Origin of the sequence: Hoylesella pleuritidis (assembly GCF_963541955.1) — a bacterium.
Lineage (GTDB): Bacteria > Bacteroidota > Bacteroidia > Bacteroidales > Bacteroidaceae > Prevotella > Prevotella pleuritidis.
This window is the reverse complement of sequence record NZ_CAUTUT010000003.1, coordinates 78,430-91,223: the sequence shown is the minus strand read 5'-3', so window position 1 is coordinate 91,223 and position 12,794 is coordinate 78,430. Positions and strand designations below refer to the sequence as shown.

Below are 12,794 nucleotides of genomic sequence, written 5' to 3'. Positions count from 1 at the left end.
AAGATGCTCAAGCAGTTATATATCAGAAATTTCACGCTAATCGATGAGTTACAAATTGCTTTTCGACCCGGTTTTTCAGTCATTACAGGCGAAACCGGTGCCGGAAAAAGTATTATTTTGGGTGCAATCGGCCTACTCTTAGGCAATCGTGCCGACACGAAAGTCATCAAGTCGGGACAAACTAAATGTGTAATTGAGGCGCATTTCGACCTTTCTGGCTATGACCGCCGACAGTTTTTCATCGAAAACGACATCGATTACGAACCCGAAGATTGTATTCTTCGGCGTGAGATTAATGCTGGCGGCAAGAGTCGTTCGTTCATCAACGATACGCCGGTAGCACTCTCTGCGATGAAAGATTTGGGTGAACAATTGGTCGATATACACAGTCAGCATCAGAATCTGATGCTTAATAAGGAAGACTTTCAACTGAAAGTGATTGACACTCTGGCGCAAGACGACGTGCAACTAACGGCATATCGCACGGCGTTTAACGGTTACCGGGACGCTGAAAAACGGTTAAACGCAATGCGAAAAGCCATTAATGAGAGCAGGGATAATGAAGACTTTCTACGTTTTCAACTGAAAGAACTGACGGAAGCACAGTTAGATGTAGACGAACAGACGTCGCTTGAACGGGAGTCAAGTCTTTTGAATCACGCCGAAGAGATCAAAAGTACCCTCTATTCGGCTAATCAGATTTTGGCAGGAGACGACGACGGCATCGTGGAAAGTCTTAATGCGGCAGCCGATCAGCTGCAAAACATCGAGCAGATGTATCCTGATGTGGCCGATTTAGCAACTCGCTTAGACAGTTGTTATATCGATCTGAAAGACATTTCGCGTGAAATCGAAACACAATTAGAAACAATTGACTTCGATCCTCGACGTTTGGCAACCGTCAACGAACGACTCGATACGCTCTATTCGTTGCAACACAAGTTCCACGTTGAATCGGTTTCGGAACTCATTCAGATAGCTGACCGACTACAAACGCAAATCAATAGCATTGATAACAGCGATGAAGAACTGAAAGAACAAGAAGCACAAGTGGCTCAATATGAAGCCGAATGCAGAGAGCTTGCAAGGGATTTGACGACTCGACGGACAGCTGCGGCCCGGCGAATCGAGCAAGAAATGCGAGAAAGATTGATGCCGTTAGGCATACCTAATGTGCGGTTCGAGATACAAATGACGGAGAAACTACTTGCCGATGATGGTGCAGACCAAGTGGCTTTCTTGTTCAGTGCCAACCGAAGCACACCGATGCAACCCGTGAGCGATGTAGCTTCGGGCGGCGAAATAGCACGCGTGATGCTCTCATTGAAGGCTATGATCAGCGGCACCGTTAAACTCCCGACCATCATTTTCGATGAAATAGACACAGGAGTAAGCGGTCGTGTGGCCGAACAAATGGCTCGGATGATGTGCGAAATGGGCGGACAACATCGCCAAGTGATCAGTATTACGCATCTGCCTCAAATCGCTGCGCAGGGCGTTACACATTATAAAGTATCGAAAGAAGAAACTGCCGAGGGTACCATCAGTCGTATGCACGAGTTGGATAACGACCAACGCGTTCGCGAAATAGCGCAGATGTTGAGCGGGAGCGACGTTACCGAAGCTGCGATTACAAATGCCAAGGCATTATTAAAAATATGAATATGAAAAAGATAATTACCTTATGGCTTTGCCTGTTTATCACTTTTACAGGCGCAAAAGCACAGAGCAGTGCAGTGAAAAACGTTGCAAAATCAGTCTTTACGCTGACAACTTTCAAGCAAGACGGTTCTATCTTGGCTTCGAGCAGAGGTATTTTCGTCGATAACCGGGGCACGGCCATCAGCACGTGGACACCTTTTGTGGGTGCGGCAAAGGCCGTTGTCGTCGATGCTAAGGGCAATAAGCAGGACGTTGAAGAGCTTATCGGTGCCAATGAACTATATGATGTGTGCAAGTTTCGCGTGAAAGGAAATTCTGTCGGAGCACTATTGGCCACGTCGTCGGCCGCTCCCGAGAGCAAGATTTGGCTCGTCGGTTACTCGCTCAAAGCCCCTGAGATTCGGTCGGCAATCATCAAGAGCAAGGAAACTTTTATGCAGATATACACTTATTACATCCTCTCAACACCGGCCCCAGATAATGCCACAGGGTCACCTTATGTCAATCAAAACGGTCAAGTACTCGGTCTGCTGCAACATTCCACAACCAATTCGGACGTGTATGCAACCGATGCGCGATTTATCAATAGCTTTACGCTGACAGGATTGTCCGTCAACGACCCCGTGTTGAACCGTTGCGGAATCAGAACCGGGATACCCGATAAGCAGGAAGATGCGCTGCTTACGCTGATGCTTGCGAATGACCGGCGCGACTCTTTGCAGCGAATGAGTTACGTAAACGCCTTTATCCGCAAGTTCCCTATGCTCGCAGACGGCTATACGACACGTGCGCAGATCTTTGCAGATGCCAACCAATTCAGTGCAGCTGCATCCGAAATGGAGACCGCTATCCGGCAAGTAACTCGGAAAGATGAAGCTCATTCGAGCTATGCTAAGGTCATCTATCAAAAGGAAATATACAAAAACGACAAACCTTTTGCCGCTTGGAGTCTCGACAAAGCACTCGATGAAGCCCGTAAAGCCTATGAAATCAATCCACAACCGCTGTATTTGCACCAACAGGCACAGATTATTTATGCACAGGGTGACTATCAGAAAGCATACGACTTGTTTTTATCGCTGACGAAGACACCCATTCGCAATGGTGAATTATACTATGAAGCGGCCCAATGCAAGAGTCATCTCAAAGCGCCGAAAAGCGAGATTATGGCTTTGTTAGACAGTGCCGTAGCCGCGTGTCCGCAGCCGTTGAACAGCGTGGCAGCCCCTTACGTTCTGGCCCGAGGTGCAGAATGGGAGGCGGCAGGCGACTATCGCAAGGCCATTATGGATTACAACCTGTACGACTCACTGATGTTGGGACGGCCAATAAGCAGCCAGTTCTACTACACAAGAGAACAATGCGAGGTGAAAATACGCCATTTCCAACAGGCTTTGAATGATATTGCCCGCGCCATCTTGATGACTCCGGACGAGCCTACATATTGGGCCGAAAAAGCCTCGCTGCATTTGCGCGTTAATCAGTTTGAAGACGCCGTGCGAAGCGCCCGCCATTGCATCGAGTTAGCCCCCAAGTATGCCGATGCCTACATCGTTCTCGGTGTGGCACTTATGCAGAGCAAAGACAAGACAGCAGGCCTTCAAGCCCTGCAAAAGGCCAAAGATTTGGGCGACGAACGTGCAGATGCATTGTTGAAGAAATATAAATAAGCCGTCGGAAATTTGCATATCCCAATGAAAAGTACTACTTTTGCAGTCAACAAATGATGGTTCCGTAGCTCAGTTGGATTAGAGCAACAGCCTTCTAAGCTGTGGGTCTTGGGTTCGAACCCCAACGGAATCACCACTACAAAAGAAGAGGAGTTCAGTACCGAACTCCTCTTTTCTCGTTTATACACAGTTATTCGATTCATAAAACACTCCCGGAAGATATCGGTTTTAACCCAATTCCTATATTGAAACTATGTGCCAAAATGAAAATAGAGGCGAGATACGGCAAGGGAAACACGACAGAAAAAAAGGAATCAACGACAAGAAAAATGACCTAAAAAGCAATCCTGTAACATTCTGTAAATGAGAGATTTATAAAAAGATAGGAACTGTATTAAAAAACGATAGTACTTTTTCTATAAAACGATAGGACCTTTTTAGGAAAACGATAGTATTTTTCATTTAAAACGATAGGACTTTTTAGCAGAAAAGTCCTATTGTTTTCTCCTCAAAGATATAAGGTTTCAATGAAAAAGGTAGAGGGTTTCAGTGAACAAGGTATAAAGATTCGATAAAAAGGGTATGAAGTTTACCAAGAAGACTCCACCATTTTTTAATCAGGCTCTATTGCGTTTCAAACAGGCGTTAATCTCCCGATGAGAGACTATTAAACGGCGTACATCTTAACTATTGGTTACAGGAATCTCAGCGGATCTTGTACAACACGCATCAGATATGATCGATCGTAATGCAATGAACGATAATCGGTGAGCCTTGCTTTTTATAAAGCAAGGCTCACCGATTATGATATGCTCATTCAAACCAAATAATGATAAGAATCAGCAGATGATTTCTTCATTTATTTTTCTGCGTGACCGCCAGCCACAACAGGCCAATATGGATTTTGATACAAATTGCTGTTAGCGGTGCTTCGGTCAGGAGATGCCGTTTGCAAGTCGCCAATTCCGATCGGATTGAGATAGTAGGCTTCGTGCCATTTATATCCGTCTTTCAGTTCATTGCTGGCCTGCATTGATCGGCTGTACGGTCTGAGGTACTTGCCCAAAGTTCTTGAAGAAACCAGAGCTTCAGCCGACCCGTCGGACTTAGGCTCGTTTCCTTTCTTGTCGATGTAAGTCTTGTACATTGCCTCCCAGAAGTTTACACCTTCGGGAATCCACTTGGTGGTTATCATTCGGTCGAATGAACGCCAGCGGATCAAGTCTTGGAAACGCAATCCCTCACTGAACAGCTCGTTCATACGCTCACGACGGATGTTGTACAACATCTTGGAAACAGTTGTCGTACCCGAATAGACTCCGAAATCACCCTCTTTGGAGAGGTCGGTAGCGTCAATCGTTGCCTGATAGTTAGTACTTACACCAGCACGCTCGCGCAGAGATTGCCAGTAACTCTGTGCCGTGGCATCCAAAGAACCGTTCAGCTCATAGCAAGCCTCTATATAATTGAGCAGTGCTTCGGCTGTGCGGAAAATCGGGCAGGCATTGGTTCCTTTCAGCTCATCGTTCATCGTCTGGTTGTAATCATAAGTGTAATACTTGCGCGGCTGGTACCCAGAGATACAGCGAAGTTGCGCCTCCGAGTTCGTGATATGGTTCTGAACCGAATCCGGCTCGCTATACACGGCTCCCCGCCGCAGAGCATTGGGGGCGGACTCAAGCAGGGTGCTCTCGCCCCAGACAAAGAGTTGGAGCCGCTCGTCACGGTCTTTCTTTACGGCATCGATGGTCTTGTCTCCGGCATAAGCACTACCGGCAGCATAGATTGGAAGACCGTTCTTCATCAAGAACGACTCTGTAAACACACGGGTAAAACCGTCATTACATCCCGTTTTCGTACGGTAAGTTGCATCGTGGCTGATACTCAACGCACTGCTGTACTGTCTCCAAAGCAACACTTCGGGTACATTCGCCAAAGAAGGTTGGCTGAACAGCTCGAAATAGGGATTCCATCCGGTGATCGTTCCTACCTTCGGCTGAATAGTATGGTTATTGGTTGTCAGCTCAGCCTTATCGCCTACGGCTTTTGCAGAAGCCATTGCCTCTTGCAGGAAGAACTTTACTTCTGCATCGATATTGAATGTCTTACCTTGGTTATAAGACATTTTGGCTCCGGGCCAATTAGCATCTCCCGGCACACGACCGGATCCTTTATGATACTTCTCGAATGTGGCCTCAAACAAAGCAACACGGGATTTGAACAACTGAGCTACTTGCTTGTTCACACGCTGTCCATTGAACGTACTGCGGTCGTAGAGATTCTGAATGGCCAGATCCAAATCAGAGAGAATGAAACGAGCCACTTCATTGCGCGGAGAACGAATGCTATTAGCCACAATGGTATTGTTTTCATCGGGCAAAACTTCCTTTACGATAGGCATATCTCCAAATCGTACCAATAAACGGAAATAGCAAAGAGCACGGAAAAAATAAGCTTCACCCAGATAATTCTTTACAGCAGCATCATTGGCCAGTGTCTTATTTTCCACACTTTTATTGATCTTATTGATCAAAAAATTATACATGCGCACACCACCGAAGTAATCTTGCAATACTTTTCCCGAACTCACTTCCCAGTGATTATCGGCAAATAATGTAGTATTCCCGCCTCCCTGTACGAAGATGTCCGTATTGACATCAGACTGGGCCATACCGTCGTTATAAGTTGCTGTATGAAACATTCCGGTATATGGATTCGACAGATAATCGGCCTAATAGCTATTCAGATAGGCAGCCAACTGGTCTGCGGATTTATAATAGTCTGACGGTGTAATCTGACTGATAGGTTTCAGGTCAAGCAAATCATTACAGGACGTTGCCGACAACCCGGCAACAGCCATTATTGCACATACACCGATATTCTTTATTTTGATTTTCATAATGATGAATTGTTTAATGATGATTAGAAACTAACATTCACTCCAAATGAGAACGTTCTCTGCAAGGGATACAATTTTCCACTTCCCCATTCACCACCGAGCGATTCAGGATCAAAGACACGGGATAGGCTCGTCACGGTAAACAGGTTGTCACAAGAGAAATAAACACGGCAATTGGTCATACCGACGCGATTGATAAGTGCGGAAGGCAGGCTGTAGCCGAACTGAATATTCTTGCAACGCATATACGCAGCGTTCTGCAAGTAACGAGTCTGTGATTTGTTATTTTTCGTAATTCCGCGATCCAGATAGGGTTTGGGATAATATGCGCCTTTATTACTTTCCGACCAATAATCAAGATGTTTCTTGAATACCGTCGACTGCCACATATCCCCTACTGCACCCCAGAAGTAAGAGTCAGATTCTCCAAACATCCAGTCACGCTTCATCACACCCTGGAAAAAGATGGAGAAGTCAAAGCCTTTCCATTCTGCGTTGAGATTAACTCCGAAATTGTAACGAGGCGTCGAATTACCGATTACTTTCCAGTCACCGTGATCACCGATTGTTCCGCTTCCGTTGTTCACGACTCCTTCGTCTATCTTCTTTCCATTCTCATCAACCCGATCTACCAGATTCTTGTATTTCACGTCACCTGCTCCCCAGTTGCTGCCCCAGTTAGGCTTATTGTTCTTCAACCATTCTGTCATTTCAGCATCAGACTTTGCCAAACCGGCACTCTCATACCCCCAAATTTCATTGAGTCGCTTGCCATTGTAATACCCAGTAACCTTTTGATTTTCGAACTTACCGTCATAAGGATAGCGCAATATTTTGGCCGTAGCATCTGCAAGATTAAGCTTAACGCCGTATTTCACATCACCGATATGGTCTCTCCAACCAATCTCAACCTCCCAACCTGTCGATCGCATATCACAGTTATTGGTCTTAGGTGCGTTTGTACCTAAAACGGAACCTAAAATCGGAGCCGGACCAATCATATTCTTTGTCGTACGACTATACCAGTCAAATGCACCTGTCAGACGACCGTTGAATGCAGACCAATCGAAACCGAAATCCCAAGTCTCGATCGTTTCCCACGTCAATGTGCTATTAACGATACCCGGAAGATTAGCGGTATTTTGTTGTTTACCATTAATCAACCAATTGCTATTCTCAGAAGCAATAGACTGTTGCTGATAAAAAGGATACCAATCCCAGAAAGAATCATACTTTGAACTGGTATTTCCAAGCTGTCCCCACGAAGCACGAAGTTTTAACGTACTGATCTTATCGGTCAACTTATGGAAAAATTTTTCACGGGCGATATTCCAACCGGCAGAGACTGACGGGAACCAAGCCCACCGGTTGTCATTGGTAAATCTTGAAGAACCATCATAACGGAGATTAAACTCTAAGATATATTTTTCGTCATAGTTGTAATTGATACGCCCGAAGTAACCGGCTGTTGCCCGATTCCAATAAGAGTCACCGACTTTGGGATTTTTCTGTGTTTGACTGAGATACGGTTTTTCGGTCGTTGTCAAATGCGTACCTTCCCCGGTAGCAGAATCCCGATTGTAACGTTCATAGTTCAGACCAAGTAAGCCCTTGAGATAATGCAAACCAAGAGTTTTCGTATAATCCGTATACACATTTATCGAATAATAATTCTGACGCCAACGATAATCCTGATACTTAGACACTGTACCATAACCACTGTCGCGCAGTATCGGTTCGTTCTTTACATTATAATTATAGATTGGTATCAAACTGGTCGTCTGCTTAAAGTTATCTACTTTTAAAGCACCTTCTGTATAAATATTCCACCCTGTAACAGGCGTGAAGATGAACTTCAATTGCTGTGTAAACAAATCGTCATTATTACGACGGATACCTCCGTCCTCCAATTCATAAATCTCCATTTCAGCCATATAACGCCCATTAGGATCGATCACGGGACAAGTAGGCCAACGACGAGCAATGTTATGGTAGAAAAGACCACTCATATATTGAGGCCGTTCATAATCTTCACGTGTCCACTTCGTAATATATTCCATCCGCGCCCAATCAGTAAGCCAAGCATTGATCTTACCATTCATCGTATAACGATCCAGTTCATCGTGACCGTGACGGATTAAACCGTTATGCAGGAAATAGCTACCGCTGACGAGCCAGTTAAATTTCTCAGTACCGCCGCTCATACTCAGATTATGTTGAGTAGAAGGAACATTTTTCTTATAATGCTCCTTAAACCAATCTGTATTGGCAAACGAGCCTGTATAATTATTCCACCTGCCATCACTTCCGGCTGTGGTTCCATAGTATTCGGGCTTCTTCGGATCTGTAAACTCACCGTTGAAATACTTCCGCATTTTCTCCATCGTCTCATCGTTGAAAGGATTACTACCACCAGCATTCCGACTTGCCACATTAAAATAGTCGGCCCACTCCAACGAATTGGCCATTTCAGGCAACTGGGTTGCCGTGCTGAAACGAATATCACCTGAATAATTGATTCTTACCTTACCCGACTTGCCACTCTTGGTTGTTACCAAAATCACACCGAAAGCGGCACGCGTACCATAAATAGAAGCAGAAGCGGCATCTTTCAAGACCGATATATTTTCAATATCATTGGGATTGATAGAATTGAGATTACCTTCTATTCCATCGATCAAGACTAACGGACTGTCCGAAGATCCTTCACTGATAGAACCTATTCCGCGAATACGAATACCCATTGAGTTATTCAACTCTCCACCACTGTTATTCGCAGAGAAGTTCAAACCGGGCACCGTCCCTTGCAATGCCTGTGTGACATTGGCCACAGGACGATTTTCCAAAGCCTCGCCGCCCACCATACTGACAGCACCGGTCACATTCACCTTTTTCTGCGTTCCATAACCGACAACCACCACTTCTGTCAAGTCTGTTGTTAAAGATTTCAACGTGACGTTAATGGTTCTCCTGCCATTGACCGAAATCACCTGCGGCTCATAGCCGATATAATTTACTTCTAAGGTGGCATTCGGGGCACACATAATCGAATAATTACCGTCAATATCGGTAACGGTTCCACTTTTAGATCCCTTAACTCGGATCGTAGCACCAATTGCCGGTTCACCACTTGTGTCTTTGATCACACCGGTCACCTTGATGTCCTGTGCTGAAACTGTTGCGCACAGCATCATCAATAGCCCAGTCAGAAAGATTCTCAATCGAAAATGCTTCTCGTTTTTGTCCATTGCTATTATATTTACGTGTTAATTAAAGAAATCTCCACAATATTTATTCTGATTAGGTAGGTATCAATATCTCACGGCATCGTTCCACTTATCGCTTATACGCTACCTTTTATGTATCAGACCATTATTTAATAATTGTTGCAAAAGTATGCAATTTATCTAATATAATCTTTTTTTTTGCATTTATTAACACGCAAGATACGTTTTCTCTATTAATCTTTGACCAAAACTTAAATACGCATTCTAAATTAATTCCATAATAATAAAATTATACATATATGCACTGCTTATTTCTTTGTTTTGAAAATTGCTGAAAATCATAAGGAAACAGAGTGTTTCCTCGACGATAATCATAAAACCTTGCTTCAAATAAATTATATTATCCGTTTTATAGGTATTTTAGTAACAAATAAGAGGTATAGGAGTAGACGATGAGAAGTATAGGACTACTGCTCATCTCCTCATATACCTCTTATTACAAAGATAGTGCGGAAATTGCTACTTCACGACAATCTCATCGGTAAAAATCCATCCACCCTGTTTGTCGGCTTGGGCCTGACAACGGATATAACGCGCAGTGATATCACCGGTCCATCGATGATCGGCAACAAAGAACTCGCGACGGGTGTCGCGGTCGGTATGCTTATGATATATTGATGTAAAATTCTTTCCATCATCCGAAACCGAGATAGCGACATCGGCAGGAGCAAAAATATCAGGACCGACTGACTGTAAAAATTCGACAGAAATACAATGAACGGATGTCGGTGTACCCATATCGATGACTGCATCCAAACCACCTGCACCGATAAAGCCTTGCCAAACACCATCGCCGAAATCCCAATTACCACGCTGTCCATCAGTCAGCGCACTGTCGCCTGCGGCTTTATACTTCTCTGCATAAGGGGCCTTATAGAACACCGTTTTGCCGCGGGCCAAATGAACTATAGCCTGCCGTGACTCTGGGCGTCGCCCAATTTCCTTACTCAAATCAAAGGGATGGTAACCATTATGTTTCATCCAAGCCACGGCTGCAAGTGCCCGACGACGGAAATCGTCATAGGGAGCTGGTTGCCAAGTCCATCCTCGTTCGGCAATGGCCAGCAGACGAGGATAAAGCATATATTCGACGTGTGCTTCAGTATCTACATATTCGGTCCAGAGATTACCTTGCACACCGTCGACAAAATGCTCGATATTGGTTCCTTTAAACTTTTCAGGTACAGGCTCGTAGCTATACACTTTCTCTAATGGCAGATATCCACCAAACGATTTGGGCTGTGTACCGGGTGCATCCTGTGCCTTATCAAGATAGCAATATCCCCCGGGCGACATAATGACGTGATGCCCAGCATCGGAAGCATCTATTCCTCCCTGCTCGTCTCGCCACGACATCACGGCCGCACGAGGGGCAATCTTTCCTTCGAGAATCTCGTCCCAGCCTAATAATTTACGCCCGTGGGCATTGAGGAATCGCTCGATACGAGCCGTGAGATAACTTTGGAGTTCGGCAGTAGTAACAAGATGCTCATCGCGCATCCGCTGTCTGCATCTCGGGCAGGTAGCCCACGCCTCACGCGCAGCTTCGTCGCCCCCAATATGTATATATTCCGAAGGGAATATCCGCATCACTTCGGTGAGCACATTCTCCAAGAATCGGAACGTTTCTTCATTACCCACACAGAGATCGGAAAGTGGTTCGCCGGTACAAGAGAGTGCGGGATAAGCGTGATTGACTTCATTGCTATGACCCGGCATTTCGATTTCGGGAATGACGGTGATGCGTCTCTGTGCAGCATAACGCACAATTTCGCGGAGCTCTTTCTGTGTATAAAATCCGCCATAGGCACCCGAATCTCCTTTGTGACAATAGCGACGGTCATTCTCATTCCACCATTTTTGCCAGTCACTTTGCGTGCGATAAGCACTTTCGGATATTAACTTAGGATATTTCTTAATCTCCATTCGCCAACCGCCGGCATCGGTCAGGTGCAGGTGCAACCGATTCAGTTTAAAGTAAGCCAACGCATCGATCTGCTTTAAAATGAAATCTTTGGACCAGAAATGGCGTGAGCAATCGAGCATCACACCACGATAAGGAAATCGTGGAGAATCTGTAACGGATACGCTACGGATACACTTGCCATCACAAAGCTGTCGCAAGGTTTGCAGACCATAAAATAGTCCTGTGGCAGAAGGTGCTCGAACAGTTATCAATTGGGGTGTAACCATAAGCCGATAACCCTCGGTTCCCATATCGGCGGAACTGTCGGCCAACACAAGTTGAACTACATTCTGCGTTTCTACGGCCTTGGCTTTCAGTCGCCCCACAGGCAACGTAGCAGCTACATAAGAACGAATAAACTTACGGTCGCGCCCTTTAAGATTAGTATAGAGACCCGTTTGGTCGTCGAATACAAACTCGCCATCGGCCCACAACAGGCAATTGGGTTGCGGAATGGTATTTCGTCCCTGTACTGCCAGCATTATCCCCAAAAACCAAAGACAAACGAATATTTTTTTTCTCATAACCGATATATTTGATTTTATTTACTGTTTCTATTACCAGTCTACAAAATTACAAATAAATTCAGAGAGAAGTGCTTTTCTAAATTCATAATTCGTTATCCTTATTTATAATAATTGGATATGTTTAGCGTTATCGTATAAGAAAATTTAGGTGAGGATGCTCCGATAACCCTACATATTTATTTATATAGATGAAACAAGAGCACGAAGAAATAAACAAATGGATTGAACTCTATTCCGAATCTCTTCTGAATAGAGCTCTCTCAATGGTGAGGGACAAGGAAGATGCAATGGACTTAGTTCAGGAAGTATTCATTTCTGCAACTGCCGCTTACCGTACTTTTGAAAGAAAGAGTACACCGTTGACGTGGTTGCTGAATATCCTGAAAAATAAAATCGCGGATTTCTATCGACACAAATATCGCAAACCAGAAACTGTCAATATGCCAGAGTTTTTCGACCATACAGGCTCGTGGAAAGACGACTCTATTCTTCACGAGTGGTCACAGAACTTCGATGAACCGGATGAACAAAAAGCATTAATGAATACATTGGATAAATGCATTAATCATCTTCCCTCCCAATGGCAAGTCACAGTAAAGCTCTATTATTTAGAGGAGAAAAAAGCCAAAGAAGTGTGTCAGGAGTTGGATATTACCACGACCAATCTTTGGAAGATCCTTCAACGTAGTCGTATGCAATTGAGGAAATGTATAGAATTAAACTGGTTTGACAAATTATGAAAGCATTGCTTAGTAAATTCATCCACATCATCATTATGCCGTG

Annotated in this window: 5 protein-coding genes, 1 tRNA gene and 1 pseudogene; 4 read left to right on the top strand and 3 right to left on the bottom strand. The window is 44.6% G+C overall.

Annotated elements, in window-relative coordinates; all coding sequences use genetic code 11:
* Positions 1-3 precede the first annotated feature (3 nt).
* The 3 genes from recN to RWY97_RS01855 all read left to right on the top strand — a co-directional run bounded on the left by recN (position 4) and on the right by RWY97_RS01855 (position 3,468).
* Positions 4-1,662, top strand: a complete 1,659-nt coding sequence (recN, locus tag RWY97_RS01865; protein ID WP_315565187.1) for a DNA repair protein RecN — start codon at positions 4-6, stop codon at positions 1,660-1,662.
* Between the two features lie 2 nt (positions 1,663-1,664).
* Complete coding sequence (locus RWY97_RS01860) at positions 1,665-3,332, top strand: tetratricopeptide repeat protein (RefSeq protein ID WP_315565186.1); 1,668 nt, start codon at positions 1,665-1,667, stop codon at positions 3,330-3,332.
* A 58-nt stretch (positions 3,333-3,390) separates the two neighbouring features.
* A tRNA-Arg gene (locus RWY97_RS01855) sits at positions 3,391-3,468 on the top strand.
* A 723-nt stretch (positions 3,469-4,191) separates the two neighbouring features.
* On the opposite strand, the pseudogene RWY97_RS01850 reads toward RWY97_RS01855, so the two are convergent.
* The 3 genes and pseudogenes from RWY97_RS01850 to RWY97_RS01840 form a co-directional block, all read right to left on the bottom strand.
* Positions 4,192-6,231: pseudogene (locus RWY97_RS01850) on the bottom strand (RagB/SusD family nutrient uptake outer membrane protein).
* Positions 6,232-6,254: 23 nt separating this feature from the next.
* Positions 6,255-9,479: a SusC/RagA family TonB-linked outer membrane protein gene (locus RWY97_RS01845; RefSeq protein WP_390883241.1), complete on the bottom strand. Its 3,225-nt coding sequence runs from the start codon at positions 9,477-9,479 to the stop codon at positions 6,255-6,257.
* Positions 9,480-9,977: 498 nt separating this feature from the next.
* Positions 9,978-12,008, bottom strand: a complete 2,031-nt coding sequence (locus RWY97_RS01840) for a glycoside hydrolase family 20 protein (RefSeq protein WP_315565185.1) — start codon at positions 12,006-12,008, stop codon at positions 9,978-9,980.
* A 191-nt stretch (positions 12,009-12,199) separates the two neighbouring features.
* Here RWY97_RS01840 and RWY97_RS01835 point away from each other — a divergent pair, with 191 nt between their 5' ends.
* The gene (locus tag RWY97_RS01835; RefSeq protein WP_315565183.1) at positions 12,200-12,751 is read left to right on the top strand and encodes an RNA polymerase sigma factor; all 552 of its coding nucleotides are present in this window, start codon (positions 12,200-12,202) and stop codon (positions 12,749-12,751) included.
* Positions 12,752-12,794 lie beyond the last annotated feature (43 nt).

Excerpts from the sequence above, each read along its gene's own strand:
- RWY97_RS01860 (WP_315565186.1), top strand. The coding sequence starts at position 1,665 with ATGAAAAAGATAATTACCTTATGGCTTTGCCTGTTTATCACTTTTACA.
- RWY97_RS01835 (WP_315565183.1), top strand. The coding sequence starts at position 12,200 with ATGAAACAAGAGCACGAAGAAATAAACAAATGGATTGAACTCTATTCC.
- RWY97_RS01845 (WP_390883241.1), bottom strand. The coding sequence starts at position 9,479 with ATGGACAAAAACGAGAAGCATTTTCGATTGAGAATCTTTCTGACTGGG.
- recN (WP_315565187.1), top strand. The coding sequence starts at position 4 with ATGCTCAAGCAGTTATATATCAGAAATTTCACGCTAATCGATGAGTTA.
- RWY97_RS01840 (WP_315565185.1), bottom strand. The coding sequence starts at position 12,008 with ATGAGAAAAAAAATATTCGTTTGTCTTTGGTTTTTGGGGATAATGCTG.